The sequence below is a fragment of the Rhizobium sp. Root274 genome, assembly GCF_001429245.1.
Taxonomy (GTDB): Bacteria; Pseudomonadota; Alphaproteobacteria; order Rhizobiales; family Rhizobiaceae; genus Allorhizobium.
The window spans coordinates 782689-809261 of sequence record NZ_LMJE01000001.1 but is presented as its reverse complement, the minus strand read 5'-3'; the positions used below and the strand labels follow the sequence as shown (position 1 = coordinate 809261).

Below are 26573 nucleotides of genomic sequence, written 5' to 3'. Positions count from 1 at the left end.
ATGCTTGGACTGCTTTGCCTTTGCCCTTTACTCCAGAGCCATCAAGAACAGTGCGGCGGTGCTCACTCACGCAAGTGTGTCTATGCCCTCATCCACCTTCGCCCGGAGGCGCAGGCCAGGAGTGGATGGGGCACACTGACGTCTCCAAACGAATTGACGTTTACGTAAAAATCAATTAGCCATTTGAGAGAATGAGCCGCGCCTCCTGGGTGGAGATTAGGCGTGGCCACGAGCATACGCCAGTTGGAGGAGCACGTCATGTACAAGGCGCCCGTAGAAGAGATCGCGTTCACCCTCAAGCACGTCGCAGGCCTCTCGAAGGCCATCGATGACGGCAGGCTGGGTGACCTCAGCGACGACCTCGTCGACGCAATCCTGACGGAAGCCGGCCGCTTTGCCTCCGACGAGGTCGCACCGCTCGCCGAGATCGGCGACACGCAGGGCGCCCGCATGGTCGACGGCAAGGTTATCGTTCCCGATGGCTGGGACACGCTTTACCGTGCCTGGGCCGAGGGGGGCTGGAATTCGCTGACGGCATCCGAAGATTTCGGCGGGCAGGGGCTTCCCCATATGCTGAATGTCGCCGCACTCGAAATGTGGAATTCCGGCTCCATGGGCTTCGCCCTCGGCCCGACGCTCACCATGGGTGCGGTCGACGCCGTCACCGCCCACGGCTCCGACGAGTTGAAGGCGAAGTACCTGCCGAAGATGGTCTCGGGCAAATGGACCGGCACCATGAACCTGACGGAGCCCCATGCCGGTTCCGACCTCGGCGTCATGAAGTCGCGTGCCGAGCGCCGCGACGATGGCACCTACCGCATTTTCGGCCAGAAGATCTACATCACCTGGGGCGAACACGAGGTGACCGAGAACATCATCCATCTCGTCCTCGCGCGTCTGCCCGATGCCCCCGCCGGCACGCGCGGCATCTCGCTCTTCCTCGTGCCGAAATACATCGTCAACGACGATGGATCGATCGGCGCCCGCAACGACCTCCATTGCCATTCACTGGAGCACAAGCTCGGCATCCACGGCTCGCCGACCTGCACCATGATCTATGGCGACGGCAAGTATGGTGATGAGGCCGGTGCCATCGGCTGGTTGATCGGCGAGGAGAACAAGGGCCTCGCCTGCATGTTCACCATGATGAACAATGCCCGCCTCGCGGTCGGCATGCAGGGCGTCGCCATCTGCGAAGCCGCCACCCAGAAGGCCGTGCAATACGCCAAGGACCGCACGCAGGGCAAAGCCCCCGGCTGGACCGGGCAGGGCATGTCGCCGATCATCGAGCATCCCGATGTCGCCCGCATGCTGGTGACGATGAAGGCGCTGACGCAAGGCTCTCGCGCCATCTGCTATGTCTGCGCCCACGCCACCGACATGAGCCATCACGCAGACGGTGACGAAGCCCGCCATTGGGCCGAGCGCGCAGCCTTGCTCACCCCGATCGCCAAGTCCTTCGCCACCGACGCCGGCGTCGACGTCGCCTCGCTCGGCATCCAGACCCATGGCGGCATGGGCTTCATCGAGGAAACCGGTGCTGCCCGCTACTGGCGCGACAGCCGCATCGCCCCGATCTACGAGGGCACCAACGGCATCCAGGCCGCCGACCTCGTCACCCGCAAGCTGCCGCTGTCGAACGGCAATCATGTGCGCGGCTACATCACCGAGCTGAAGCAGGTCGTGAACGCGGTGCGCAGCTCCAATCTCGACGGTTTCGGCGAAACCGCCGCCCGCCTCGATGCGAGCCTTTCGGATCTCGAAGACACCACCGAATGGCTGCTCTCGCAACTGGCCGCCGGCAACGCGTCGGCAGCATTAGCCGGTGCAACGCCCTACCAGCGCCTCTTCGGTCTCGCTCTGACCGGCGTCTACCTCGCCAAGGGTGCGCTCGCCGACGAGGACCATGGCCGCGACAACCGCCTCGCGCTCTGCCGCTTCGCCGCCGAGAACCTGATCGCCGAGACGGCGGCGCTGAAGGATTGTGTGGTCAATGGTGCGGCGAGCCTGGAAGCGGCGCGCGCGCTGTTTGCTTAAGCTCCCACCTCCCCCTTGAGGGGGGAGGTCGCCGTAAAGCGGCGGGKGGGGGTGACCCTGCCAAAGCCAACATATGTTGTTATTCACCCCACCCCGGAGCTGCGCTCCGACCCTCCCCCTCAAGGGGAGGGTGGGGACCACCCGAGGAAGCCGAGATGACCGACCACATCCAGATCACCCGCCCGGACGCCCATCCCGGCGTCCTCGTCCTGCGCTTCAACCGCCCGGACAAGAAGAACGCCATCACCCAAGCCATGTATCAGAAGCTGACAGCCGGTCTGCTGGAGGGCGAGGCTGACGAGACCATCCGCGCCATGGTCTTCCTCGGCACCGAAGGTTGCTTCTCCGCCGGCAATGACATGGCCGATTTCCTCGGCTTCGCCATGGCCGGCGCCGTCGGCGAACCCGCCGCCTTCGGTCTCTTGAAGACCCTGACCGAAGTCACAAAGCCCCTGGTCTCGGGCGTCGATGGCCTCGCGATCGGCATTGGCACGACGCTGCACATGCATTGCGACCTGACGGTTGCCTCCGACCGCAGCCTGTTCAAGACGCCCTTCGTCGATCTGGCGCTCGTCCCGGAAGCCGCCTCCAGCTTGATTGCCCCACGCATCATCGGCCACCAGCGCGCCTTTGCCATGCTCGCCGCCAGCGAGGGTTTTTCCGCCGAACAGGCCCGCGAGGCCGGTCTCATCTGGAAGGTGGTGACCCCGGATCAGGTCGAAGCCGAAACTCTGAAACTCGCCGCGTCGCTCGCGTCCAAGCCCCCGGCGGCGATGAAGATCGCCCGTGCGCTCGTCAAGGGCAGCGCCGATGAGGTGCGCACCCGCATGCAGGAAGAACTCGTCCACTTCGTCGCCCAGCTGAAGAGCGCCGAAGCGCGGGCCGCTTTCGAGGCTTTTATGAAGGGGCGTTGAAGGACGCGGCTCAATCTCGAAAGCGCGTCTTTGGCTCAGTCGACACTCGCCCGGTGATCGTCGAGAACTACGGCGATAACCTCAACCGGTGAAAACTCCTCCGGATGCGTAGGCGCACCGGAGGCGAGAACTAGGGCCGCCTTCCACAGGGCCCAGGCGCGGGCGCGGGCCCAGGTGCCGGGGTCGGCCGCAACGGCCTTGCGAAACACCGCACGGCTCTCTCCCTCGAAGAACAGCCACGTGATGACGAGGTCGCAGGCCGGATCGCCGACGCCGCAGGAGCCGAAATCGATGACGCCGGAAAGCTTGCCACCCGTCACCAGCAGATTGCCGACAGCGATGTCGCCGTGCAGCCAGCAGGGCGGCCCGGCAAACGGGGCGGCCTCAGCCGCATCAAGCACGGCAAGCGCCGTTGCCGTGTCGATCCTGTCGCCCAGCTGATCGAACGCCTGCCGCGCTTCGGCTCCGTAAAAGCCGACCACATCGTCGCCCCGGAAGAAGTTGTGGGCGCCCGCAATTGGGCCGCCTTCGACATCGATCCGATGCAACACCTTGAGAAAGCTGGCCATGTCGAGGGCAAGGGTGGTGAGGTCCAAGACATTGTCCCGCCGCACCGGCTCGCCCGTCATCCACTCGTAGATCGTCCAGTGCCAGGGATAGTCCGCCTCGGGCTCCCCGAGCGCCACCGGCATGGGCACGGCAACCGGCAGCAAGGGGGCCAGAACCGGCAGCCAGCGAAACTCCTTCATCGCCTGTCCGGCATAACCCTCGGCCGTCGGCAGGCGAACCTTCAGCCTGTCACCCAGCCGAAAGGTCCAGTTGTCCCAGCCGTCGCTGGCGACCTCTCGGACCGCGAGGTTCCGATACTGCGGAAACTGCCGGCCCACGAACGCCTGAACAAGATCGACATCCACTGGAAACTTGCCGGCCTTCAGTTTGTCTACGCGTCGCATACGAGGTCTCCTGGTGTGGGAGTAACCCCCCCGCCGTTTCCCGCGCCCCAAACTTCACGACCGACGAAGAGGTATCTTTCGCAACCGTTTGATCCGCATACATCTTTTAAAGCCATCGCTTAAATACCCGTTAATCACTGGGGGCTAATGCTCAAAGGATAGCGCTGGTTCAGTGCCTGACCGCCATGATGGGGTTGGCCCCAGAATGAGATGCCTCCGCCGGCCGGTTTTGCCCCGGTTCGTGCCCCCAAGTTTTGCAGGATGACGCTCGTGAAGAACAGCCCCAATCTGATGACCAAGATCCTCGTCGTCGCCTCCCTCGTGGTGGTGGCTGCTCTGTCTGGTTTCTCCGTCTACATCGATAGCCTTCAGCGCAATGCGACGAGTGCTGCCGTCAAGAGCGAAATCGAAAGCTCCGGTCTGCAGGCCTCGCAGAGCATCGCCAACTGGCTCGGCGCCCGTGTAATGCTGACCGAACTCGCCGGCAACGCGGCCGCCAAGGCCCCCGATGCCAACGCCATCAAGGCAGCGTTCGATAACCCGGTCCTCCTGCGCGAATTCATGTCCACTTATGTCGGAGACGAGCAGGGTGTCTTCACCACAGTTCCCGACCAGCCGCTGCCGGAAGGTTATGACCCACGCAAGCGCCCGTGGTACCAGGATGCCGTCAAGGCCGACAAGATGGTGCTAACCGATCCCTATGCCGATGCCTCTACCGGCAACCTGATCATCAGCGCCGCCATCCCCGTCAAGAAGGACGGCAAGCTCTACGGTGTCGCCGCCTCGGACTTCTCGCTGAAGTCCCTCGTCGATATGGTCAACTCTGTCGACATGGGTGGCAAGGGCTCGGCCTTTCTCGTCAAGCAGGACGGCACGATCCTCGTCCATCACGACGGCAATCTCGTCACCAAGACGCTGAAGGACGCCTTCCCGACAAACACGCCCTCCGTCGGATCCGGCATCACGGAGACGGCCTTTGCCGATACGCCGGTTCTGGTCAGCTTCCTGCCGATAAAAGGCCTTCCGCGTGATGACTGGTATCTCGGTGTCCAGATTGACCGCGACATGGCCTTTGCCGCCATTGGCAAGTTCCGCATGGCCGCCGCCGTCGCGACGCTGGTCGGCGTCATTGCCATGATCGGCATTCTCGCCATGCTGCTCTCGCGCCTCGTTGTTCGCCCGGTGGTCGATATGACCGGCGTCATGGGCAAGCTTGCCGGTGGCGACGTGTCGGCGGAAATCCCCGGCACAGCCCGCAAGGATGAGATCGGCGAGATGGCCGCCGCCGTTGCCGTCTTCCGCGACAACATCATCGAGCGTGGGCGCCTTGCCCGCGAGGCGGATGAAACCCGCACCATGACCGAACAGGAGCGCCGCGAACGCGAAGCCGCAAAGGCCCGCGAGGCCGAGCAGCTCTCCTTTGCCGTTCACTCGCTGGCCGACGGCCTCGGTCGCCTCGCCAATGGCGATCTTGTCATGCGCATCGAAACACCGTTTGCCGGCGACCTCGACCGTCTGCGGGTCGACTTCAACGCCTCCGTCGAAAAGCTGCATGATGCGCTCGCAACCGTTGGCCGCAATGCCCGCGCGATCGACAGCGGCGCCTCCGAAATTCGGTCCTCGGCCGACAATCTCGCCCGGCGCACGGAGCAGCAGGCAGCATCGGTCGAAGAAACGGCGGCAGCCCTCGAAGAAATCACCACCACCGTCAAGGACAGCGCCCGTCGTGCCGAAGAGGTTGGCCAGCTGGTAACTCGCGCCCGTGCTGGCGCGGAACGCTCCGGCGACATCGTCGAAAAGGCCGTCGATGCCATGCAGGGCATCGAGAAGTCATCGGGTGAAATCTCCAACATCATCGGCGTCATCGACGAGATCGCCTTCCAGACCAACCTCCTCGCGCTCAATGCCGGCGTTGAAGCCGCGCGTGCCGGCGAAGCCGGCAAGGGTTTTGCGGTCGTCGCTCAGGAAGTCCGTGAACTGGCCCAGCGTTCTGCCACGGCCGCCAAGGAGATCAAGGCGTTGATCAGCGCCTCCGGCGATCAGGTCAAGCATGGCGTGGATCTGGTCAACGAGACCGGCAAGGCGCTCGAAGTGATTGTGCGAGAGGTTCAGGAGATCAATGGCCACGTCAACGCCATCGTCACCGCCTCGCGCGAACAGTCAACCGGCCTTCAGGAGATTAATACCGCCGTCAATACCATGGACCAGGGCACGCAGCAGAACGCCGCCATGGTCGAGGAACAGACGGCTGCAAGCCACGGCCTCGCCCAGGAAGCGGCCGCGCTGACCGCGCTCCTTGCCCAGTTCCGCATTGACGAGCGCGCAGCGTCGGGGTCGACCCGTCGCGCAGCCTGATCCCATAGAACCGAACCTGGCAACGGCGCCTATGTGGCGCCGTTTTCGTCTCTTCCGGTAGATGATAAAATTCAGCCTCTGTTCAGGCTTTTCGTCTTAGGGTCGGCAACCAACGTCCGCATTGGACGTTTCCCACGGTCCTGTCCGGTTTTTCGAGGTTTTCATGTTGCGTGTGTTCTGTGTCGCAATCGGCCTGATAATGGCCGCCGTCTCCGCTCATGCCGGCGCTCTGCCGGCTTTCAACGGGCAATCTCCTAGGGCCAGCATCGTCTTCGTCGACAGCAACGACGACAATGACGTTCTCCAGAGCGGGTCCAAACGTCCCAATCAGTCTTATGTCCGGCCGCAGCGCTATGTCTGCGTCATCGATCAGTCCGGCAGCATTGGCGGCACGGGACAGGCACAGTGCCCGTCCAAGCCTGGCCGGGTCGGCGGCAAATGCCGCTGCGCCAACGTTACCGGCTCGGGCACGCTCTACACCTACTGAGCTGCCTCAGCCTGAGCCGCCTCAGCCCTTGGTGAGCGTCGCCACCGCTTCGACATGCGGTGACCAGAGGAACTGGTCGATCGGCGTGACGGTATTGATCCGGTAGCCGCCGGCAATGAGGATCGAAAGATCGCGCGCCAGCGTCAGCGGATTGCAGCTGATGGCAACGATCTTCTTGACCTGCGACTTCGCAAGTTCCGCACACTGCACCTCCGCCCCAGCCCGGGGCGGGTCGAAGACCACGGCGTCGAAAGCCTTGAACTCCGACGTCATCAGCGGTCGGCGAAACAGGTCACGGCGCTCGACGGAGACAGGCTTCAGCCCTTGCGTATTGCGCGCGGCGAAATCGAGCGACTTGACCGCCTTCTCGTCGGATTCGACCGCGAGCACGGAGGACGTCCGCGCCAGCCGCAGCGCAAAAGTCCCGACGCCGGAAAAAAGGTCCGCAACCTTCTTCGCCTTGCCGATATGGGCAATCGCAAGCGCCGCCATGTGCTCCTCCGCCTCATGCGTCGCCTGCGTGAAGCCTCCGGGCGGCAGCACGACACGCGCGCCGCCGAAATCGAGCAGCGGCTTGTGCGGCTCGATGACGATCTCGCCATTGGCCGAAACGCGCGCAATGCCCTTCAGCTTGATCACCGCATTCGTCACCGCGCGCCGCTCCTGATCACCGAGGCCGCCCCGCAACCCGTCGAGCGAAATGTCGAGACCGGTGGTCGTCTCGGTGACGGTGATGCGGAAGTGCTCGGCGCCACAGGCATTGGCGATGATCTTGATCGCGTCGAGCCGGGAGATCAGCCCGTCCGACGCGATGGGACATTCCTCGACGGGAACGACATGATGTGTCTCCGCCTGCATGAAGCCCATGACGAGACCCTGTTCGCGGCGGCGGGCAGTAAAGACGAGGCGGCGCCGCTGGTGCGGATGCGCCTCGAAGATCTCGCCGACCGGCGCCTCGATTCCTTTCGACTTCAAGGCATCGATCAGAACCTGCCGCTTGAAGGCGTTATAGGCGGGCTTGGCCAGATGCTGCAGCGAACAGCCGCCACAGACGCCACCGACCCCATCCGGACCGAAATGCTTGCAGGGCGGCTCAACGCGTTCGGGGGAGGGGCTGGCAATCGACATGATCGTGCCCTCGTTCTTCACCCGCGCGATGGCGACCGTTTCACCCGGCAGCGCAAAAGGGACGAAGACCGGGCCGTCGGCGCCGTGGGCGATCCCGTCACCCTTGGCGCCAAGGCTGGAGATCGTGACGCTTTCGGCGCTCATGCGTCGTCCCCTTCATCATCGAGGTCATCGCCGAGGTCTTCGTCGAGCTCCTCGCCAAGATCATCGTCATCATCCGCGCCTCTGTCTGCATCTTCAGGCTTCACCCCGGCGAGCAGAAACTCCTCGTTGCCGTCACCGCCGGAAATGGGGGAGGGGATGAGCCCGAGGCTCGTCCAGCCCATGTCTTCGGTAAGCCAGCGCTCCAGCTCGGCCGCCACCAGCGGTGCCGTCTCCGGCTCCTTCAGCAAGCCTGCCTTGCTGATCGCCTCGCGCCCCGCCTCGAATTGCGGCTTGACCAGCAGCAGGCAATGCGCACCCGGCTCGGCAAGGTCCAGTGCCGGCACCAGCGCCAGCTTCAGCGAGATGAAGGAGACGTCGGAGACGACGAAGTCGATCGGTCGGTCGTCAATGTCCTCGGCCTCCATATAGCGCGCATTCAGCCCTTCGATATTGGTGACGCGGGGATCGGCGGCGAGGCGGGGATGGAACTGGCCATGGCCGACATCGACCGAGGTCACATGTGCTGCCCCACGCTTCAGCAGCACTTCGGTAAAGCCGCCGGTCGAGGCGCCGACATCAAGGCACTCGCAGCCTTCCGGCGACAGGCCAAAATGATCAAGCCCCGCAACGAGCTTCAGCGCCGCGCGCGAGACGTAATCCTGCGCCGGATCGTCAATGGTGAATTGGTGGGTCGCGGCAAAGACAAGGCTGGGCTTGGTCACGACTTTGCCATCCACCTTCACCGTGCCGCGCTGGATCGCATCACGCGCGCGTGAGCGGCTGGCAAAAAGGTCGAGGGCGACCAGAAGCTGGTCGAGGCGCTGGGGTTCGGGTAAATCTGTCATTCCCCGTCAATGATCGGTGCGGGGCTGCGGCGCAAGTGTTTTTCTAACGCACGGACCGACCGGAACGCTTGATTGCGACCAACGCTGTCTGCGCGAGCTGCATTTCGGCGACCATTCCAGGTTTCATTAGGAATCCTTTAATCCATAGAAGCTAATATTCAAATGTCGGCCGATGCAATCTCCTCCTCCCAAGCGATCGTCGACCGACCCAAGCCCTGCGCGTCCTCGTCCCCTCCAGGCCGCAGACAGACTGAAGCCCTCCGGATTCGGGCCCGGAGGGCTTCGCTTTTTTCCCCTTGAGCGCAAACAAGTGGTGCCCTCGACCTTTCAATTGTCAATTATAGTATCCAATAAGTTGCACCGACCTACCTAAATTTAGCGATATTTTTACGACTACCCTGCAAGGTAGCGCTAACAGGCTCCTCGATTATGAGGAGACTCACTCGCCACAGCACTCATGATGACAGTCCGTGGCCATACATCCCGGCGTCTTGAGCCGGCAATTTTTCATCCGTGTACAACATAGGGCAGCGCTGTCGCTGCCCACTGAACAGGTCCGCAGTCATCGAGGCATTCGACGGCTGGGTCTTGGTGCATATTCAAACTGCCCGGAGGAGAGGCTATGCAATTACTCAACAATATGCGCACCATCGCAAAGATGATCTGCGCCTTCGCCTTGGTCATCGTGATCAGCGTCGTCGTCAACACCCTGAGTTGGTCGTCTTTGTCTTTCCAGCAAACGGCCAATGGCTGGACGGTTCACACCTATGAAGTCCTGCAGGGCGTCGACGATATGGTGGCAGCGATGGTCGACCGGGAGACCGGCATCCGCGGCTACCTCCTCGCCGGCGACGAAGGCTTCCTGGCGCCCTACGAGGCGGGAACAGAAAACTATAAGAAGGCTTTCGACCAGGTCGTTCGCTTGACCTCCGATAACGCGACCCAGCAGAAGCGGCTCAATGAGCTGGACGCTCTGGTGACGGGTTGGGCGGAAGAAGTCGCCGTGAAGGAAATCGCGCTGATGAAGGATCCGACCACCGTCGAACAGGCACGCGCCATGGAAATCGGCGGTGCCGGTAAGAAGTGGATGGATGGTATCCGCGCCAAGGCGGCTGAAATCGCCGGTGACGAGGCGGCCCTCCTGTCGCAGCGATCCGACGCTGCCGTCGAGGCTGCCAATGGCGCACGCACGACCATTCTCATGGGCGCGGCATCCATGATCGCCGCCGTCGTCCTTCTGCTCGTCCTGCTGCAAAAGAGCCTCGTTGCTCCGCTCGTCCGCATTGCTGGCTCCATGCGGGTGTTGGCAGACGGCGACACCAGCATTGGCGTCCCGGGCGTCGGCCGCGGGGATGAAGTCGGTCAAATGGCCGCTGCCGTCGAGGTCTTCCGCCAGAACGCGATCGCCAACAAAAAGCTCGAAGAAGAAGCTGCCGCCGCCCGCGGCCAGACCGAAGAAACGCGCCTCGCAAACCAGCGCCGCGTTCAGGAAGAAGCCGAGAAGCTGCGTTTCGCCACCGAGACGCTGGGCAATGGCCTGCAACGCCTGGCCGAAGGCGACATCTCCTTCCAACTGACGGAAACCTTCGCGGAAGATTACGAGCCCTTGCGCCGGAACTTCAACGCTTCGCTGAAGCAGCTCGCAATGACTATTGGCTCTGTTCTGGACAGCGTGTCCAGCATGGACAGCGGCACTCGCGAGATCTCTGCCGGAGCCACGGATCTTTCGAAGCGCACGGAGCAGCAAGCCGCAGCGCTCGAGGAAACTGCCGCCGCCCTCGACGAGATCACCGTCAATGTGCGCAACTCGTCCCAGCGCACCGAAGAGGCCCGCAGCGTCGCTGTCCTCGCCAATCAGAACGCCGCCCGCTCGGTTGAAGTCGTCTCGCAGGCCGTCGAAGCCATGCGCCGCATCGAGGACAGCTCGCAGCAGATCTCCAACATCATTGGTGTGATCGACGAGATCGCTTTCCAGACGAACCTGCTGGCGCTGAACGCCGGGGTCGAAGCGGCCCGCGCCGGTGAAGCGGGCAAGGGCTTTGCCGTCGTTGCTCAGGAAGTCCGGGAACTTGCCCAGCGCTCGGCCCAGGCTGCCAAAGAGATCAAGTCGTTGATCACGGCCTCCGGTGCCCAGGTGAGCTCCGGTGTGGCTCTTGTTGGCGAAACCGGAACGGCCTTGAAGGCAATTGGCGACTATGTCGTCCAGATCAATACGCTGATGGAGGCGATCGCCGGTTCGGCACGCGAACAGTCGACTGGCCTTGCCGAAGTCAATTCCGCCGTCAACCAGATGGACCAGACGACGCAGCAAAACGCCGCAATGGTCGAGCAGTCGACGGCAGCCTCCGCCGCTCTCGCCCAGGAAGCAACCCGTCTGCGTTCGCTCGTCGGCCAGTTCAAGATTTCGGGACAGCCGACGTCCGCCCCGTCCAACCAGACCCGCCAGCCCACCGCTGCGCGTCCCGTTGCAGAACCGGCCCGTCGTGCATCGGGCATGGTCCAAGGCAATCTGGCACTCAAGCAGGAATGGAGCGAATTCTGAGCTGAGACAGCGATTGCTACGCTCCTCGTCTACGCGCCCCCGGCTGAGAGGTCGGGGGCGTTTTGCTGCTGCAGGTCAGCGGATTAGCCGCACTGAAGCGGACAGCCTGGCGATCCTTTTACCCAGCCTTGGTCGCAAACCGGCATTGACCGCGGCCAAAGGCGCTCTCTAGTTTGGCGATGTTCCAAGGGGCGGATTGAATAAGGAAGACGCGCATGAAGAGAAGGATCATGACCGCAGGACTGGCTTTGGCGCTGCAGAGCCTTGCATCGGCAGGCGCATTTGCCAATGACACCATGGCCGTGCTCAGCGCCGGTGGTCTAAGCTTCACCCATACGGAACAGATCACCATGGCGCGGGAGGATCTGTATATCTCGCCCGAACGTGTCGACGTGAAATACACCTATCGAAACACCGGTGATACGCCGGTCACCACGATAGTTGCCTTCCCCATGCCGAAGATCGGCGGCCCGGTCGAAACCATGGCGGCGGTGCCGGACGAGCAGAGCGACAATTTCATGGGCTTCTCCGTCGTGCAGGACGGCGAGACCATCAAGCCGAACCTGCAGCAACGGGTCCTCGTGCAGGGCATCGATTTCACCGAGGAAGTGAAGTCGAAGGGCATACCGCTGCAGCCGCTTTCGACGAAAACCCGGGAGGCGGTCGCAGCACTCGATGAGACGGTTGCCAACGACTGGCTGGTCAAGGGGCTGATCGTCAACATGGATTACGGTGCCGAAAAACCGGAATATGTGCCCGTGTGGGAACTGGACACGGTCTACTGGTGGGAAACCACCTTCCCGGCCGGGAAGGAAGTCGAGGTCGAACATTCCTACCGGCCGAGTGTCGGTGGGACGACGGGTCTGGTGTTTCTTTACGACGGCAAGCCGTCGGACCAGATCGACGATTATCGCAAACGCTACTGCCTCGATGACGACTTTCTCAAAGCGGCGATCAAGCTGGAAAAGTCGCAGAACTTCGACACCGGTCTCTACTATTTCGAGCAGTGGCTCTCCTACATTCTGACAACCGGCAACAACTGGTTCGGGCCGATTGAGGACTTCCACCTGACCGTGGACAAAGGCAATCCCAACAACATCATCAGCTTCTGCGGCGAAGGCATCAAGAAGACCGGTCCTGCGACATTCGAAATGCGCGCTAAGGACTTCGTGCCCGAGCGGGATCTCGATATCCTCATGCTTGTCTCCAGCAAAGACTGGACCATGGGCAATCAGCCATGATTTGGTAACGGGTTGTAAAACCGTTTTCGACAGGATTGCCGCGATCGGATGGATTCGGCTTCCCCCTGAACGCGCCATGACGGCTGCGCAAAACCCGGATTGGATCATGCAACCGCTCCAGCGGCGATGGCTTGAAGGCCTCGCCCGCCGCATTGCAACGCCTGCGCGTTCGCAAGGCCTAAAGCCATGCCCGAAAGTCGAAGTTCATGTCGCTCAACAACCTGTCTCTCAGCAAGAAGCTGATCCTCACCTTCTGCACCATCATGGCCGGCTGCTTTCTGGCTTCGGTCGTCGTCTTTCTGCAGGCTTATACCGCCAAGATGGCGCTCATCGATCAGGACCGCGCCCAGCGTATCGTGAACCTCATCGATAGCGCAAAGACTGCCATGGCCGAACAGGCCGCAAACGAGCGCGGCTATCTGCTGCTCGGCAGCGATACAACGCTTGCCGCAGTGACGACCGAGCGTAACGCGCTGGAGACCTCCCTTACCGAGGCTGCCACATTGGCCACCGGCGACACGGCCGTCAGCGGCAAGATCGAGGCGATGCGCAGCGCTGCCGGCGCCTATGCCACCAATGTCGCCGATCCGCAGATTGCCGCCCGCAAGGCCGGCACGCTGGCAGCCGCCGAGATTGCAGCGATCGACAAGACGGTGGGCACGGGCGAACTGGATGAGTTCCGTGCAGCCGGTGGTGAGATCAAGGCGCTTCTCGCCGATCGAACGGCGGAGATCCGCGCCAAGCTCGACAATGCCCATTATGCGCTTGAACTGGCGCTCATTCTCGGTGCGGCCGTTGCCGGCGTCTTCGCCGTTGGCCTCATCTGGCTGCTCGCCCGCTCGATCGTCACCCCGATCACCGGAATGACCGATGCCATGGGCCGTCTTGCGGCCGGCGATCACAAGGTCGAGGTTCCGGCCGTTGACCGCGGCGATGAAGTCGGCCGAATGGCCAAGGCCGTGCTCGTCTTCAAGGACGCTGCGATCGAAAGCGCCCGCATGGCGGATGAGCGCCGTGCAATGCGCGAGCAGGCTGAGGCCGAACGCCAAAAGACGGAAGCGGAAAAAGCAAGCGAAGCGGAAGAGATCCGTTTCGCCATGGGTGAACTGGAACAGGGCCTGACGGCCCTTGCCAATGGCGACCTTGCCTTCCGGCTTGAGCGTGCCTTCGCGCCGAGGCTCGACAGCCTGCGCGGCAATTTCAACGACTCCGTCGACAAGCTCCAGGCGGCACTCCGGACCGTCGGCGACAATGCCAAGGCGATCAATGCGGGTGCTGCCGAGATTCGCGCCTCGGCAGACGATCTCGCCAAGCGCACCGAACAGCAGGCGGCCTCTGTCGAGCAGACTGCCGCGGCCGTCGAAGAAGTCACCACCACCGTCAAGGACACCGCCCAGCGCGCCGAGGATGTCGGCCAGTTGGTCGAGCGCACACGCGCCGGCGCCGAGCGTTCCGGCGAAGTCGTCCGCTCCGCCGTTGCCGCCATGTCGGGCATCGAGCAGTCTTCCCAGTCGATCTCCAACATCATCGGCGTGATCGAGGACATTGCCTTCCAGACCAACCTGCTGGCGCTCAATGCCGGTGTCGAGGCCGCCCGTGCCGGTGAAGCCGGAAAAGGCTTTGCCGTCGTGGCCCAGGAAGTGCGCGAGCTTGCCCAGCGTTCCGCCAATGCCGCCCGCGAGATCAAGTCGCTGATTGCCAATTCCACCGCCCAGGTCGGCAATGGCGTGGCCCTGGTCGGCGAGACCGGCACGGAGCTTGAGAAGATCGTCTCGGCCGTGCAGGAAATCAGCCACCATGTCCAGGCGATCGTCACGGCCGCCCGCGAACAGTCGACGGGTCTTCAGGAAATCAATCTTGCCGTCACGGCCATGGATCAGGGCACCCAGCAGAATGCTGCCATGGTCGAACAGCAGACGGCCGCCTCCCACACGCTGGCGGCAGAAGCGGATTCGCTCAACACGCTCCTGGCGCAGTTCAGGCTTGGCCAGTCCGGCCCCTCGGCAACTGCTGCCCCGGCCAGAAACGCCGTCCACGCAGGCGGCAGCCGCACCACCCCGCAGTCCGCCGCAATGCCGGCGCGCTCGGCGCCCAAGCCGGCATCCGCCACCCATGCCGCTGCACCATCACCGGCCCGGGCACTTGCCGGCAAGCTCGGCCGTGCCTTCGGCGGCGGCAAGGCAGCCCAGGCGGCACCGGCACCCGTTCAGCAGGACTGGACGGAGTTCTGATCAATGCAACCGGACGTGGGGCGTCCGAAGGCGCCCCACGTCTTTAGCGGCAAAAGTAAATCTAGATTAACGATCCTCTAAGATTTGCATGGCTAGATTTTGCCATCCGGAACCAAATATTAACGCCTGTCGAGGAAGGTGTTACCGTTAACATCGCCCACCGAATGCGGGGGCATCCAACGGACGTTCCATGTTCAGATCATATACGAAACTGCCGCTCTCGCTCCAGATGGTGTTGGGAATTGGCATCGCAGTGGCCGCCATCCAGGCCGGCACTGGCGCTTACGAAATCTCCGCGGAAAGCCTGACCCTCACCGATAAGGCCGCAAAACGCGGCGATGCGGCACTGGACATGTTGGAATCCGTCCACACCCAAGCGATGCTCAACCGTAAGGAAGTGGCTGAAGACGATCCGGCCATCGCAACGCTCGACGGCACCATGGAGCAGTTTTCCAACTCCGGTGGCAGCGTGAAGCTGTGGCTGGTCATGGGCCCCAAGGTCATCGATTTCCAGAAGGCTCAGGGCGAGACGGAATTTGAAGGACCGCGCGACCGCATCGATGAACAGGCGATCGCAACGCTCGAGCGGCTGAACAGCCTCGAAGGCGAGCGCTTCCGTATGACCCGCCCGGTCATTCTCGGCCAGGGCAGTGCGAGCAACGAGAAATGCGCCGCCTGTCATACCGCCAAGATGAACATCCAGCCGGGAGAAGTCGTCGGTGTCTATAGCGCCGAAGTCGACCTCGCTCCGGAACTCGCTGCCTGGCGTGCCAATGCCTGGAAGCGGGTCGCCATTGGGGCCGGCGCGCTTGCCGTGATGATCGCGCTCGTGGTCCTGATGCTGCGCGTGACCGCAGTCAATCCGCTGCGCAAGCTTGCCCGTGCGACCCAGAGCCTGTCCGAAGGCAATCTCGACATCGATGTCGGTACGAATGACCGGCGCGACGAACTGGGAACGCTGGGCCGTGCGCTGGAAGTCTTCCGTGACAATCTGCGTCGTACACGGTCTCTGGAAACGGAGACTGAACACAACCGTCAGCGTGCAGAGCAACACCGTCGCGACGTCGAGCGTCGTGCCGAGGAAGAGGCAGCAGAGAAGTTGCAGGTCGCCACGGCTGGATTGGCATCAGGCCTGCGCCGCCTTGCCTCCGGCGATCTCGCTTTCCAGATCGAGGAACCCTTCGACGCCAGCTTCGAGGCATTGCGGCACGACTTCAACGCATCCGTTCGTGAACTGGCCGGCACCATGTCCGCCATCCAGGGGGCGGCTGGCGTGATCGACAACGGCAGCGGCACGATCGCAGCGGGGGCAAATGAACTCGCACGGCGGACTGAAAGCCAGGCTGCATCCCTGGAACAGACCTCTGCGTCGCTGAAGGAGATCAACGCGACCGTGCACGCAGCGAACAAGCGGGTCACCGACGCCCGCGAGGTAGCGAAAAAGGCAAACCAGAGCGCGCTGAATTCCGGCAAGGTTGTGACGGAAGCCGAACAGGCGATGCACCGCATCGAGGAGAGCGCGCAGCAGATCTCCAACATCATCGGCGTGATCGATGAGATTGCCTTCCAGACCAATCTTCTGGCGCTCAATGCCGGTGTCGAGGCCGCTCGTGCAGGCGAGGCCGGCAAGGGATTTGCCGTTGTCGCCCAGGAAGTCCGGGAACTGGCACAGCGCTCGGCAAATGCCGCCAAGGAGATCAAGACCTTGATCCAGAATTCGACCGCCCAGGTCGAAAACGGAGTGAAGCTGGTGCATGGAACCGGCGAAACGCTGGTTGAAATCGGCAGCCTCATCCAGACGATCAACGACCACATGGATGCCATCGCCGACTTCTCGCAGGATCAGTCCAATGGCTTGCGCGACATTGCGGGTGCTGTCGACACGCTCGATACGGCAACCCAGCAAAATGCGCGGGTCTCAGACGACCAGAGCAACGAGGCAAGCCGATTGGCACAGGAAGCTGCAGCGTTGCGGGTGATGATCGAGCGCTTCAGGATTGAGGCAGATCGCACGCAGATGCGTCGCGCCGCCTGAGCCATTCCAGAGGGGCGAAAACGAAGAAAGCCCGTGGCGGTGCCACGGGCTTTCCCCTTAGCCTGCTAGGCAGGCTTTACCGGGCGTCGTCAACATCGTCGACCACGTCCGTCATGGGCCGGTCCGCACCGTCCGCATGTTCGTTGTGCCAATTGCCGTCCGCGTCCTGCCAGCTGATCTCGGTATCGCCATCAGCGAGCTGCTGGGCGCCAGCTGCCTGCCGGGCTGCCGAAAGCGCCTCGGCATGGGTCGGGTACGGCTCGGAATAGACGTCGCCAAGCCTGTAGGCATAACCTTCGTCATGCTCGACGACGTGATAGGTCACCTTGACCATAGCGGGCCTCAGTTCCAGCGCCAGCGATTGTCGCGCGCGGCCGGAGCGGAATTGGCCACGAGATAACCGATCAGACCGCCGAGGATGCCGAGAGTGATCAGGCCAGCAGACGTCGCGCCCGGATGGCGGCGAACGACGCCGGCAACGGCATCGGCGCCATCACGCGCATAGCCTGCCATAGCGCTTGCGGTGTCTGCAGCACCGTCGAATGCATCAACGGCACGATGGCGGATGCGGCTGGTGCCCCGGCTCGTCTCGCGGCTGATCACCGTCTTCAGGTCATTCATCTGTTCGCGCAGCTCGCGCAGTTCTGCCTGCAGGTTCGAAGTCGCCATGGGACGTTCCTTTCATTTTTGACTGGGTCTTGGCGAACAAACGTGGTGGCACGGCGATGGTTCCATCGGCCGGACCCACCATTCTGCCGCAGCCGCAAACGAAAAACGCCCGGCACCTTGCGGCACCGGGCGTACGACGAGACGGGTCTGTCAGACGCTTACTTGGTCGCGCCTTCGTAAAGTTCCAGCACGTAGTCCCAGTTGATCAGGTTGTCGACGAAGGCTTCGAGATACTTCGGACGGGCATTGCGATAGTCGATGTAGTAGGAGTGCTCCCACACGTCGACGCCGAGGATCGGCGATGCGCCATGGATCAGCGGGCTTTCGCCATTCGGCGTCTTGGAGATTTCCAGCTTACCGTCCTTGACGGAGAGCCAGGCCCAGCCGGAGCCGAACTGGGTCGTGCCCGCGGCGATGAAATCGGCCTTGAACTTGTCATAGCCACCCAGATCGCTGTCGACGGCTGCCTGCAGCTTGCCGGGCAGCTTGTTGCCGCCGCCGTCCTTCTTTAGCCAGTTCCAGAAATGCAGGTGGTTGTAGTGCTGGCCGGCATTGTTGAACAGGCCGGCATTCTTGCCATAGGACTGCTTGACGATCTCTTCGAGCGATAGGCCTTCGAGACCCGAATCCTTCAGGAGGTTGTTGCCGTTGGTCACATAGGCCTGGTGATGCTTGTCATGGTGAAACTCGAGGGTTTCTGCCGACATGTAAGGTGCCAGCGAGTCGTAAGCATAGGGCAGGGCGGGCAATTCGAAGGCCATGGTGATATCTCCTTTGGGCAATGGATTGCGTTTTGGCAGGTGACGGGAACATAGGTGCGCTTGAAGGGCGAGGCAACCTTTGCCCTTCCAAAAATCGGAGTGGGGAGGAAAGAAATGTCTTCCGTTTTTGGACTTGCAGGCAGGCCGTTTCCAACCGATCTTCGAAACCCCGCCAATCGACGCCAAGGTGTTCCATGACCTCATTTGCCCGCCTCGTTTCCGCTGCAGCGCTGTTCGTTCTCCCCCTGTCTTCAACGGCCTCCGCTTCGTCTGACGATGCCTGGGACGAGTTCGCCAAGGATGTAGCAGCCAAATGCACGGCGCTTGCGGAGGGCCGCATTGAAGAGCCGAAGGTCGTTGTCGATCCCTTCGGCACCGAGAGCTACGGCATGGCCATTCTCACCGGGAAGGCAGTTGGGGCCGATGCCACGGTGAGCTCGATCTGCGTCTACGACAAGAAGAGCCAGACGGCGGAAATCGGCGGCGAATTGCCGGCGGATCAGGTGACCATCACCGTCCCCTGAGGCTTACGCCTCGTAGATCTCGGGCTCCGGAAGACCTTCCAGGCTGAAGCCGAATTCGGCCCGCGCGATCTTGCACTCCTCGTCACCAGGCATGCAGGTGCGGCAGACATGCGGCCGCACCAGATAGACCGCACAGCCGACATGTTTACCGACCTCGCCGGTGAGCGCCGCACAGCGCCCGTCTTCGAACCTCATGCCGCTCTCGTCCTTGGCGATCATCGCCTCGGGTATGGCAGCGATCTCCTCGTCGCTTTCGAGGGAAAAGCGCGGCCAATCGGCAGAATAGGCACAGCAGGCCCCACAGGCCTGACAGTCGAATATCTCGGGCGGCGAGGTTTCGAGCATGGAGGTCAAGCACCCCTCCCACGTCCGCGCATCAGGTTGACGGCGAAGAAGCCGGTTACACCCAGCATCAGCACACCAACGAAAACCGGCCCCGCATCGACCGAGATCATATCCATGGTGAGCCCCGTGGAGCCGGAGCCGGCCGCACTGCCAATCGCGTAAGCCAGCGCAAAGACGGCGCTGCCGGAGACCAGAAGACCACCGCGAAAGCGTTCGCCGAGCAAGGTCAAGGCTGCCGTATAAAGCGAGAAGCTGGCGGCCCCCAGAATGGAGATGGTGACCAGGAGCGCAAGCTGAGACGTCATGAGCGGCAGGATCAGGAAAGCCACAGCGGCAATCAGCGAGCCCGAGACCGCGATGACCGGCCGCGAGAGCCGGTCCAGCAGAAAGCCCACGAACGGCTGGGAAAGCGCCGTCGGCAGCGCCACCATGGTGACGACGAAAGCCGCGAAACTCTGGCTATAGCCGCGCTCGACAAAATAGAGCGGGATCATCGAGATTGCCGCGATATCAGAAAAACCGAAGGCAACGACCATCAGCGTGAGGACCGGCGCGAGTTTGACGAAGGTGATGAGACCGCCGGTCTCGGACGCTTCCGGCTTGGTTTTCGCATACCGCCCGAGCATGACGGAGGCGAAGGCGACGAGCGTCACATAGGCCGCCGTCATGGCAAAGGCAAAGCCATCCTCGATGCCGACAAGCGGTATGGCGAGCGGCCCGGCGGCGAACCCTGCACACATGCCCGCACTATAGGCGCCGGACACGCGACCGCGCAGGCGGTCGGGACAGGCGGTGTTCAGCCAGGCTTCCGAGACCGTGTAGATAATGCTGGTGCAGAAACCGAGCAGGAAGCGGGCGACGAACCAGACCGCGATACTGTCGAAGGCGGAGAAGGTGGCAAGGCAGATCGAAACGCCCAGCAGCGAGGCGACGATCAGTCGATCGCCGCGCACGACTTGAGTGAGTGTGCCAATCAGCAGCGTCGACGAGGCGAGGCCCAGCGCAAAGACCGAGGCGTTCAAGCCCGCCATGCTGGACGAGACGCCGCGGCTTTCAAGGATCAGCGAAATCAACGGATAGGTCAGTCCCTGGCCGACGGCAAAGGCGGTGACCCCAAGGATGACAACCGCGATCGCCGCCCAGTCGGGCGCGAAGTCGGGCGCGATATCCGTGGTGTGTGCCGTCTGCATGAAGCCTCCGAGGCGCATGTCAGCGCCCGCTGATAGGGCTCCGGTCTAGCGAGGTGGGGAGGGGAAGTCCAGAGAGGGCAGCTGTCACAGGGTCGTCAGCATCTCGCGTATGACTGCAACCGACATGAACAGCCTGAGCGGATTGGACGGCAGCGCCTCGAAACCGTAGCGCTGGTACAGCGTCTTTCGACGCGCGACGAGGTCCGGGTCGCCGTCGTCCAGCACATCGAGCATAACAACGGCGATACCGATCCGCTCCGCTGCCTGCACGATCCGCAGCAGTGCGTCGGCGAGCAGATCGCCGCCATATCCTTGTCCACCATATCGCTTGTCTACGCCGATCATGGAAATGAAAGCGGCCGGGATCGCGCCATGGGATGGGCGGGTCCGGGCAAAGCGGGACGGCAGTTCCGTGAAGTCGACAGAATGCGCATTGAGAGCATAGAAACCAACCACATCGCCGGTCTCAGAGGTCATGACGTAGATGCGTGCATTGCCGGCCTTGGCGAGTTTGTTCGCGGTCTTGCGAAAATAGTTATCGACCGTTTCGACGCCGCAGGAGAACTGATCCCGATCATGGCGCTCGGGATCGAGCAACTCGATGATGACCGAGTGCCCCTCGTGGCTCATCTGCTGATGACGCGCGACTTGTGGCTGGCGAAGGCTTTTCGCAAAGCGTCGGTCGGGGAGCGCGGGCTGTCGAGTGCATCGAAGAAAGCTTCGTGATCGATCGGTTGCAGAAGTGTCCGTTCATGGGCTTCGATCGTCGCGAGCGCCGAGGCATAGGCCGCATTCATCGCAAAAGCCGTTTCATCGACCCCGCTGATCGCAGCGGCCCGCTGGATCGCCTGCTTGACATGCGGTTTCGTGCGAAAGTGCATTCGTTCCGTCGCACGGTCTTCCCTCGTCTGGCTGATGTCCTTGGCTGTGCTCATATCGGCGACCTCTCGGTGTCGCCACAAGTGTACGCCGTTTCGGCGTACACTTCAATCTCGCCGCGCGAGGTAGCCTCACCCCGCCGCAATCACATCCGGCACGTCCTGCCCGAGCGCTGCAAACACTGTCTTCAGGATCCCTGCCGCATCGAGCCCGGCCTTGGCATACATGACCTCGGGCTTAGCCTGATCCATCCAGACGTCGGGCAGCACCAGCGAGCGGACCTTCAGCCCGTTGTCGAGCAGACCTTCGTTGACGAGGAAATGCACGACTTGGCTGCCGAAGCCGCCGACGGCGCCTTCTTCCACCGTCACCACCACCTTGTGGTGGCGGGCGAGCTGGCGGATCAGGTCGTGGTCGAGCGGTTTGGCGAAACGGGCGTCGGCAACCGTGGTCGAGAGGCCCGCGGCATCAAGGTCTTCGGCCGCAAGCAGACAGTCGGCAAGCCGAGTGCCGAAGGAGAGGAGCGCCACCTTCGAGCCCTGCTTGACAACACGTCCCCGACCAATTTCGAGGATATCGCCCCGCTCCGGCATGGGAACACCGACTCCTTCGCCACGCGGATAGCGGAACGAAATCGGGCCTTCGTCATAGGCAGCCGCCGTGCGCACCATGTGCTTCAGCTCCGCCTCGTCGGCCGCCGCCATGACGACGAAGCCGGGAAGCGATGCGAGGAAGCCGGTGTCGAAGGAGCCGGCATGCGTCGCGCCATCGGCGCCGACGAAACCGGCGCGGTCGATCGGAAAGCGCACGGGCAAGCCCTGGATGCCGACATCATGCACCACCTGGTCATAGCCGCGCTGCAGGAAGGTCGAATAGAGCGCGCAGAATGGCTTGAACCCTTCGGCCGCAAGGCCGGCCGCAAAGGTCACCGCATGCTGTTCAGCAATCCCGACATCGAAGGTGCGTTCGGGAAAGAGCGTCTGCAGCTTGTCGAGCCCGGTGCCGTTCGGCATCGCGGCGGTAATGCCGACGATCTTCTCGTCGTGACGCGCTTCCTCGACCAGCGCATCGGCAAAGACGGCTGTATAGGCCGGTGCATTCGGCTTGGCTTTTGCCTGGGTGCCGGTGATCACGTCGAACTTGTTGACGCCGTGATATTTGTCGGCCGCAGCCTCCGCCGGAGGATAGCCCTTGCCCTTCTGCGTCACCACATGGATCAGCACAGGCCCCTTCGCATTGTCGCGAACATTGCGCAGCACAGGCAGCAGGTGCTCAAAGGAATGCCCGTCGATCGGCCCGATATGATAGAAGCCGAGCTCCTCGAACATCGTGCCGCCGGTGACATAACCGCGCGCGTGCTCGACCGCCCGCGTGATCGCGCGGTCGACGGTCTTGCCGAGATAGGCGGTCAGTTTCTTGCCGAAGTCGCGGAAACCCATATAGGTCCGGCCAGAAGCAAGACGGGCAAGATAGGCGCTCATGGCGCCGGTCGGCGGCGCAATCGACATGTCGTTGTCGTTGAGGATGACGATGAGGCGGGCGTCTAGCGCACCGGCATTGTTCAGCGCCTCGTAGGCCATGCCAGCCGACATCGCACCGTCACCGATCACGGCGATCACGTTCCGATCAGTCTTGGAAAGCTCGGCCGCCACCGCCATGCCGAGGCCGGCCGAAATCGAGGTCGAGGAATGGGCCGCACCGAAGGGATCGTATTCGCTCTCGGCGCGCTTGGTGAAGCCGGAAAGACCGTCCTCCTGGCGGAGCGTCCGAATACGGTCGCGCCGGCCGGTCAGGATCTTGTGCGGATAACACTGGTGGCCGACGTCGAAGATCAGCCGGTCATGCGGCGTGTTGAACACCTTGTGAATGGCAATCGTCAGCTCGACCACCCCAAGGCCGGCACCCAGATGTCCGCCGGTCTTCGACACGGCATCGATCATCTCGTCGCGCACTTCGCGCGCCAGTTGCGGCAGCTCTTTGTCTTCGATCGCCTTCAGGTCGGCGGGAAACTTGACCTGATCGAGGAGCGGCGTATCGGGCAGGGATGTCACGGGGCGTAAGCCTTCTCAAACTCGTTCTGGGTGCGCGATAGCATCCCAAACCGGTCGGGGCAAATAGTCGGCACTGAACACCTATATAGACATCATCTCCCCTCGGGCAAAGGTACGAATTCCTCTTCGTCCCCCGGAACGATGTCGAAACGCCCGGTGCGCCACTCTTCCTTGGCCTGTTCGATACGTTCCTTGGACGACGAAACGAAGTTCCACCAGATGTGTTTCTGCGATCCCATCGCCGCTCCCCCGAACAGCATCACGTGGCAACCGGCCGCACCGCCGATCAGCGTGATCGCGTCGCCTGGCCGGAAAACGAGCAATTGATCCGGCCCGAAACGGTCGCCTGCAATCTCGATCTCCCCGGAGAGAATGTAGAGCGCGCGCTCTTCCTGCGTCGCGTCGAAGGGGAACTTCGCACCCGCTTCCAGACGGAGATCGACATAAAGCGTCTCCGAAAACGTCTTCACCGGCGAGCGCAGCCCATCGAGCGCGCCGATCACCACGCGGCCGGAGGCGCCACCGCTCTGGAAGGTCGGCAGCTCCGCCTTGGCGGTATGGGCAAAGGCCGGATCGATCTCCTCCATCTGGTCGGGAAGCGCGATCCAGGTCTGTAAGCCCGACATGGCGAGCGGATGCCCGCGCAGGTTTTCCGGCGTGCGCTCCGAATGCACGATGCCTCGCCCTGCCGTCATCAGGTTGATGTCGCCAGGCGCAATCACCAGTTCGGTACCCAGGCTGTCGCGATGCTTGATCTCGCCGTCGAACAGATAGGTGACGGTGGAAAGCCCGATATGCGGATGCGGCCGCACATCCATCGCCTCATCGGCTTTCAGCACCGCCGGCCCCATCCGGTCGAAGAAGATGAACGGCCCGACCAGCCGGCGCTTCACCGACGGCAGCGCGCGGCGCACGGAAAACCCGCCGATATCACTGGAGCGCGGAATGATCAGATGCTCGATCGCATCACAGGCAAAACCGTCGCCAGGGACGGGGTCGTTTCCGGGGAAGAAGGACATGGGCGGTCTCCGCATGTTGGATGCGTTGAATGTAGGATGGCCTGGAGCAGGAGGCCAGTCGTCAGGCCTGTGCGGAGGCGTGACGCTGCGTTCAGATTTTGAATGCGGTAGCAGAATGAGCGTTCGCAGCCGGCGGAAGCAAAAATGTGTTACCGTGTGCGGACTGACCAGCGCTCAAAGCACTTCTTGGTCATGAGGGTATTGCGACAAGAAGGCGTTGAGGTCCGCGAGCAAAGGCGGCAGCCGGAGCGTCACAGTGGTCCAGATAACAGAATCGAGCACGCCGGGGTAATTGTGCCGGAGCACATTTCCGAGATTTCTGATCGCCAGCCAGTCGTGGTTGGGAAATAGTTCTTCAGCCAGTTGACCAAGTTTGACACCTGCTTCCGAGATTCTGGAAAGGCACCTCTCGGTGGCATCACGTGTAATCTTGCTTTTCCGATAGCCATCAAAATCAAGCCCTCCGGTATATTCCAGAGTGGCAACACCGTTTTCCACGATGTCTCTCATCCGTGTCAAAGGACGCTTAGAAGGCAATGCGCCGATCTCGCTCTATGGATCGCCGAACGCTGTCTCTTTCGATTGGCTCGGCAATCACGTCCACACATTCGTAACCGGTAATCGCTGTGATTTTCTCTTGTAGGATCGCCAAGGCACTGAAGTATCCCAAGCCAGACTCGATTACCGGCTCAGAAAGCTTTACCAGGATATCGAGATCTGACTGAGGCGTTGACTCTCCGCGGGCAACGGATCCGAAAAGCGAGACGTGTTCAGCCCCTACCGCGACCAGCTCGTCGCGATGCTCCCGCAGCTTGGCAATGACCAGGTCCTTATCCATGGCCAAACCCTAGCAAATTTTCCCGCTATGGTCGAGAGACGGCGCCTCACGCCCCGTCGAGCGGCTCGGTGCCGGTGGGCTTGCCGGCACGATCAAGCCTGATCTTCTCGATCCGGTTTTCGGCAGCCGAGAGCAAGGTCTCGCAATGCTTCTTCAGCATCTCGCCGCGTTCGTAGATCGCGATGGATTCGTCGAGCGCCACATCGCCGCGTTCCAGCCGTGCGACGATGCTTTCGAGTTCGGCCACGGCCTTTTCGAAGGAAATGCCGGTAAGATCGGCGGAAACGGCAGCGTCGGACATACTCAACCCTTCATCAGTCTGGCGATGTGCAGGCCGGCCGATTCGGCGAGCCCTTCGAGATCATAGCCGCCTTCGAGCAGGCTGACGACCCGGTTCTTGGAGAAGCGATCGGCAACTTCGAGAAGCCGCCCCGTCGCCCAGTCGAAATCCTCGCCGACCAGATTGATCTGAGCGAGCGGATCGCGGTGATGCGCGTCGAAGCCGGCCGAGATCAGGATCAGGTCGGGCGAGAAGTCATGAAGTGCTGGCAGTACCCGGCTCTTGAACGCCTCGCGGAAATGATCGGAGCCGACATTGGGCGAGAGCGGCGCATTGACGATGTTGCGATGTTTGCCCGTCTCGTCCTTGGCGCCGGTGCCGGGGTAGAGCGGCATCTGATGCGTCGAGCAGAACAGCACAGACGGATCGTCCCAGAAGATGTCTTGCGTGCCATTGCCGTGATGCACGTCCCAGTCGACGATCGCGACCCTCTCGACGCCATAGGTTTTCTGCGCATGACGGGCCGCAATGGCCACCGTATTGAACAGGCAGAACCCCATCGCTTTTGACTTCTCGGCATGGTGCCCCGGCGGACGGCCCGCGACGAAGGCATTGTCAGCCTTGCCGCTCATCACGTCGTCAACCGCTGCCATCGCGCCACCGATCGCCGTCAGTGCCACCTGCAGGCTCTTCGGCGAGGCATAGGTATCGGCCTCGATCTGGTTGATCTCGCCCTCTTCTTCGGGGATCTCACGCATCACGGCGAACAGGTGCGCCTCCGGATGCGCCAGCGTCACCGCATCTTCATTCGCCTGAACCGCCTGGATCCGCTCCAACTTGGCGAAATTCGGATGTTCGAGCGCAATGTTGAGTGAACGCAGCCGGTCGGCCCGTTCGGGATGCCCCGGCGGCGTGTTGTGCTCCAGAAAGAGTGGGTTCTCGTAGAGACGTGTTGTCATCGGGGCCATCCTTGGTCGCGGTGAACATAAGGCGGCATGCCGTCATCTTCCACCTCGCAATGCGGTTTTACCCAGCCGTGTCGCTGTCCTATTCGCGTCTGGCTTAAGCACCTTTTTGGGACACGTCTTGTGGAGCAGGCCACGAT

Annotated in this window: 25 protein-coding genes; 9 read left to right on the top strand and 16 right to left on the bottom strand. The window is 62.3% G+C overall.

The annotated features are described in order from the left end of the window. Positions 1-258: 258 nt before the first annotated feature. Complete coding sequence (locus ASE36_RS04175; RefSeq protein WP_062275844.1) at positions 259-2037, top strand: acyl-CoA dehydrogenase; 1779 nt, start codon at positions 259-261, stop codon at positions 2035-2037. 155 nt (positions 2038-2192) lie between these two features. Then, positions 2193-2951 (top strand): crotonase/enoyl-CoA hydratase family protein, encoded by a 759-nt coding sequence (locus ASE36_RS04170; RefSeq protein ID WP_062275843.1) that lies wholly within the window; start codon positions 2193-2195, stop codon positions 2949-2951. A gap of 35 nt (positions 2952-2986) precedes the next feature. Here the strand turns inward: ASE36_RS04170 and ASE36_RS04165 are convergent, their stop codons facing one another. Further along, a complete protein-coding gene (locus tag ASE36_RS04165; RefSeq protein ID WP_062275842.1) occupies positions 2987-3904 on the bottom strand; it encodes an aminoglycoside phosphotransferase family protein in 918 nt (305 codons plus the stop codon). A 291-nt stretch (positions 3905-4195) separates the two neighbouring features. Here ASE36_RS04165 and ASE36_RS04160 point away from each other — a divergent pair, with 291 nt between their 5' ends. Further along, positions 4196-6259 (top strand): methyl-accepting chemotaxis protein, encoded by a 2064-nt coding sequence (locus ASE36_RS04160; RefSeq protein WP_413813645.1) that lies wholly within the window; start codon positions 4196-4198, stop codon positions 6257-6259. Positions 6260-6422: 163 nt separating this feature from the next. Next, a complete protein-coding gene (locus ASE36_RS04155; protein ID WP_062275840.1) occupies positions 6423-6746 on the top strand; it encodes a hypothetical protein in 324 nt (107 codons plus the stop codon). 21 nt (positions 6747-6767) lie between these two features. On the opposite strand, the gene ASE36_RS04150 is transcribed toward ASE36_RS04155, so the two are convergent. Continuing rightward, positions 6768-8018, bottom strand: a complete 1251-nt coding sequence (locus ASE36_RS04150; protein ID WP_062275839.1) for a class I SAM-dependent RNA methyltransferase — start codon at positions 8016-8018, stop codon at positions 6768-6770. Next, positions 8015-8863, bottom strand: a complete 849-nt coding sequence (locus ASE36_RS04145; RefSeq protein WP_062275837.1) for a TlyA family RNA methyltransferase — start codon at positions 8861-8863, stop codon at positions 8015-8017. Before ASE36_RS04145 ends, ASE36_RS04150 begins: the two co-directional genes overlap by 4 nt. Positions 8864-9485: 622 nt before the next feature. Between ASE36_RS04145 and ASE36_RS04140 the strand changes: the two genes are divergently transcribed. The 4 genes from ASE36_RS04140 to ASE36_RS04125 all read left to right on the top strand — a co-directional run bounded on the left by ASE36_RS04140 (position 9486) and on the right by ASE36_RS04125 (position 16912). Then, positions 9486-11405, top strand: coding sequence for a methyl-accepting chemotaxis protein (locus ASE36_RS04140; RefSeq protein ID WP_082510817.1), 1920 nt, complete (start codon positions 9486-9488; stop codon positions 11403-11405). Between the two features lie 230 nt (positions 11406-11635). Next, positions 11636-12646 (top strand): DUF4424 domain-containing protein, encoded by a 1011-nt coding sequence (locus ASE36_RS04135; RefSeq protein ID WP_244474659.1) that lies wholly within the window; start codon positions 11636-11638, stop codon positions 12644-12646. A gap of 206 nt (positions 12647-12852) precedes the next feature. Further along, positions 12853-14877 (top strand): methyl-accepting chemotaxis protein, encoded by a 2025-nt coding sequence (locus ASE36_RS04130; RefSeq protein ID WP_062275831.1) that lies wholly within the window; start codon positions 12853-12855, stop codon positions 14875-14877. A 190-nt stretch (positions 14878-15067) separates the two neighbouring features. Further along, positions 15068-16912 carry a methyl-accepting chemotaxis protein gene (locus ASE36_RS04125; protein WP_062611258.1) on the top strand — a complete coding sequence of 615 codons (1845 nt, stop codon included), beginning with the start codon at positions 15068-15070 and terminating at the stop codon, positions 16910-16912. A gap of 76 nt (positions 16913-16988) precedes the next feature. Here ASE36_RS04125 and ASE36_RS04120 read toward each other — a convergent pair whose 3' ends face one another. The 3 genes from ASE36_RS04120 to ASE36_RS04110 form a co-directional block, all read right to left on the bottom strand. Next, positions 16989-17246 (bottom strand): DUF2188 domain-containing protein, encoded by a 258-nt coding sequence (locus ASE36_RS04120; protein WP_062275827.1) that lies wholly within the window; start codon positions 17244-17246, stop codon positions 16989-16991. An 8-nt stretch (positions 17247-17254) separates the two neighbouring features. After that, positions 17255-17581 carry a hypothetical protein gene (locus ASE36_RS04115; RefSeq protein WP_062275825.1) on the bottom strand — a complete coding sequence of 109 codons (327 nt, stop codon included), beginning with the start codon at positions 17579-17581 and terminating at the stop codon, positions 17255-17257. Between the two features lie 158 nt (positions 17582-17739). Further along, the gene (locus ASE36_RS04110) at positions 17740-18342 is read right to left on the bottom strand and encodes a superoxide dismutase (RefSeq protein WP_062275824.1); all 603 of its coding nucleotides are present in this window, start codon (positions 18340-18342) and stop codon (positions 17740-17742) included. A gap of 194 nt (positions 18343-18536) precedes the next feature. Here ASE36_RS04110 and ASE36_RS04105 point away from each other — a divergent pair, with 194 nt between their 5' ends. Beyond that, on the top strand, positions 18537-18866 hold the full coding sequence (locus ASE36_RS04105) for a hypothetical protein (RefSeq protein WP_062275822.1): 330 nt from the start codon (positions 18537-18539) through the stop codon (positions 18864-18866). A 3-nt stretch (positions 18867-18869) separates the two neighbouring features. Here the strand turns inward: ASE36_RS04105 and ASE36_RS04100 are convergent, their stop codons facing one another. From ASE36_RS04100 to ASE36_RS04055, 10 genes are all read right to left on the bottom strand, one after another. After that, the gene (locus ASE36_RS04100) at positions 18870-19211 is read right to left on the bottom strand and encodes a YkgJ family cysteine cluster protein (protein ID WP_062278027.1); all 342 of its coding nucleotides are present in this window, start codon (positions 19209-19211) and stop codon (positions 18870-18872) included. Positions 19212-19216: 5 nt separating this feature from the next. Beyond that, positions 19217-20401, bottom strand: a complete 1185-nt coding sequence (locus ASE36_RS04095) for an MFS transporter (RefSeq protein WP_062278029.1) — start codon at positions 20399-20401, stop codon at positions 19217-19219. A gap of 84 nt (positions 20402-20485) precedes the next feature. Then, positions 20486-21031 carry a GNAT family N-acetyltransferase gene (locus ASE36_RS04090; RefSeq protein WP_062275820.1) on the bottom strand — a complete coding sequence of 182 codons (546 nt, stop codon included), beginning with the start codon at positions 21029-21031 and terminating at the stop codon, positions 20486-20488. After that, the gene (locus ASE36_RS04085) at positions 21028-21336 is read right to left on the bottom strand and encodes a DUF1778 domain-containing protein (RefSeq protein WP_062275818.1); all 309 of its coding nucleotides are present in this window, start codon (positions 21334-21336) and stop codon (positions 21028-21030) included. The genes ASE36_RS04090 and ASE36_RS04085 overlap by 4 nt, the downstream gene beginning before the upstream one ends. Positions 21337-21411: 75 nt before the next feature. Next, positions 21412-23331, bottom strand: a complete 1920-nt coding sequence (dxs, locus tag ASE36_RS04080) for a 1-deoxy-D-xylulose-5-phosphate synthase (protein ID WP_062275816.1) — start codon at positions 23329-23331, stop codon at positions 21412-21414. Positions 23332-23423: 92 nt separating this feature from the next. Then, positions 23424-24350 (bottom strand): pirin family protein, encoded by a 927-nt coding sequence (locus tag ASE36_RS04075; protein WP_062275814.1) that lies wholly within the window; start codon positions 24348-24350, stop codon positions 23424-23426. 174 nt (positions 24351-24524) lie between these two features. Next, complete coding sequence (locus ASE36_RS04070) at positions 24525-24848, bottom strand: DUF86 domain-containing protein (protein WP_244474658.1); 324 nt, start codon at positions 24846-24848, stop codon at positions 24525-24527. A 28-nt stretch (positions 24849-24876) separates the two neighbouring features. Next, entirely contained in the window at positions 24877-25188 is a 312-nt protein-coding gene (locus tag ASE36_RS04065; RefSeq protein ID WP_062275809.1) for a nucleotidyltransferase family protein, read from the bottom strand. Between the two features lie 46 nt (positions 25189-25234). Then, complete coding sequence (locus ASE36_RS04060) at positions 25235-25489, bottom strand: exodeoxyribonuclease VII small subunit (protein WP_062275807.1); 255 nt, start codon at positions 25487-25489, stop codon at positions 25235-25237. A 2-nt stretch (positions 25490-25491) separates the two neighbouring features. Next, positions 25492-26427 carry a histone deacetylase family protein gene (locus ASE36_RS04055; protein ID WP_062275805.1) on the bottom strand — a complete coding sequence of 312 codons (936 nt, stop codon included), beginning with the start codon at positions 26425-26427 and terminating at the stop codon, positions 25492-25494. Between the last annotated feature and the right edge of the window lie 146 nt (positions 26428-26573).

Excerpts from the sequence above, each read along its gene's own strand:
- ASE36_RS04175 (WP_062275844.1), top strand. The coding sequence starts at position 259 with ATGTACAAGGCGCCCGTAGAAGAGATCGCGTTCACCCTCAAGCACGTC.
- ASE36_RS04095 (WP_062278029.1), bottom strand. The coding sequence starts at position 20,401 with ATGCAGACGGCACACACCACGGATATCGCGCCCGACTTCGCGCCCGAC.
- ASE36_RS04065 (WP_062275809.1), bottom strand. The coding sequence starts at position 25,188 with ATGGATAAGGACCTGGTCATTGCCAAGCTGCGGGAGCATCGCGACGAG.
- ASE36_RS04120 (WP_062275827.1), bottom strand. The coding sequence starts at position 17,246 with ATGGTCAAGGTGACCTATCACGTCGTCGAGCATGACGAAGGTTATGCC.
- ASE36_RS04055 (WP_062275805.1), bottom strand. The coding sequence starts at position 26,427 with ATGACAACACGTCTCTACGAGAACCCACTCTTTCTGGAGCACAACACG.
- ASE36_RS04150 (WP_062275839.1), bottom strand. The coding sequence starts at position 8,018 with ATGAGCGCCGAAAGCGTCACGATCTCCAGCCTTGGCGCCAAGGGTGAC.
- ASE36_RS04130 (WP_062275831.1), top strand. The coding sequence starts at position 12,853 with ATGTCGCTCAACAACCTGTCTCTCAGCAAGAAGCTGATCCTCACCTTC.
- ASE36_RS04140 (WP_082510817.1), top strand. The coding sequence starts at position 9,486 with ATGCAATTACTCAACAATATGCGCACCATCGCAAAGATGATCTGCGCC.
- ASE36_RS04155 (WP_062275840.1), top strand. The coding sequence starts at position 6,423 with ATGTTGCGTGTGTTCTGTGTCGCAATCGGCCTGATAATGGCCGCCGTC.
- ASE36_RS04115 (WP_062275825.1), bottom strand. The coding sequence starts at position 17,581 with ATGGCGACTTCGAACCTGCAGGCAGAACTGCGCGAGCTGCGCGAACAG.
- ASE36_RS04170 (WP_062275843.1), top strand. The coding sequence starts at position 2,193 with ATGACCGACCACATCCAGATCACCCGCCCGGACGCCCATCCCGGCGTC.
- ASE36_RS04060 (WP_062275807.1), bottom strand. The coding sequence starts at position 25,489 with ATGTCCGACGCTGCCGTTTCCGCCGATCTTACCGGCATTTCCTTCGAA.
- ASE36_RS04100 (WP_062278027.1), bottom strand. The coding sequence starts at position 19,211 with ATGCTCGAAACCTCGCCGCCCGAGATATTCGACTGTCAGGCCTGTGGG.
- ASE36_RS04125 (WP_062611258.1), top strand. The coding sequence starts at position 15,068 with ATGTTCAGATCATATACGAAACTGCCGCTCTCGCTCCAGATGGTGTTG.
- ASE36_RS04135 (WP_244474659.1), top strand. The coding sequence starts at position 11,636 with ATGACCGCAGGACTGGCTTTGGCGCTGCAGAGCCTTGCATCGGCAGGC.
- ASE36_RS04090 (WP_062275820.1), bottom strand. The coding sequence starts at position 21,031 with ATGAGCCACGAGGGGCACTCGGTCATCATCGAGTTGCTCGATCCCGAG.
- ASE36_RS04085 (WP_062275818.1), bottom strand. The coding sequence starts at position 21,336 with ATGAGCACAGCCAAGGACATCAGCCAGACGAGGGAAGACCGTGCGACG.
- ASE36_RS04105 (WP_062275822.1), top strand. The coding sequence starts at position 18,537 with ATGACCTCATTTGCCCGCCTCGTTTCCGCTGCAGCGCTGTTCGTTCTC.
- ASE36_RS04145 (WP_062275837.1), bottom strand. The coding sequence starts at position 8,863 with ATGACAGATTTACCCGAACCCCAGCGCCTCGACCAGCTTCTGGTCGCC.
- ASE36_RS04110 (WP_062275824.1), bottom strand. The coding sequence starts at position 18,342 with ATGGCCTTCGAATTGCCCGCCCTGCCCTATGCTTACGACTCGCTGGCA.
- ASE36_RS04075 (WP_062275814.1), bottom strand. The coding sequence starts at position 24,350 with ATGTCCTTCTTCCCCGGAAACGACCCCGTCCCTGGCGACGGTTTTGCC.
- ASE36_RS04165 (WP_062275842.1), bottom strand. The coding sequence starts at position 3,904 with ATGCGACGCGTAGACAAACTGAAGGCCGGCAAGTTTCCAGTGGATGTC.
- ASE36_RS04160 (WP_413813645.1), top strand. The coding sequence starts at position 4,196 with ATGACCAAGATCCTCGTCGTCGCCTCCCTCGTGGTGGTGGCTGCTCTG.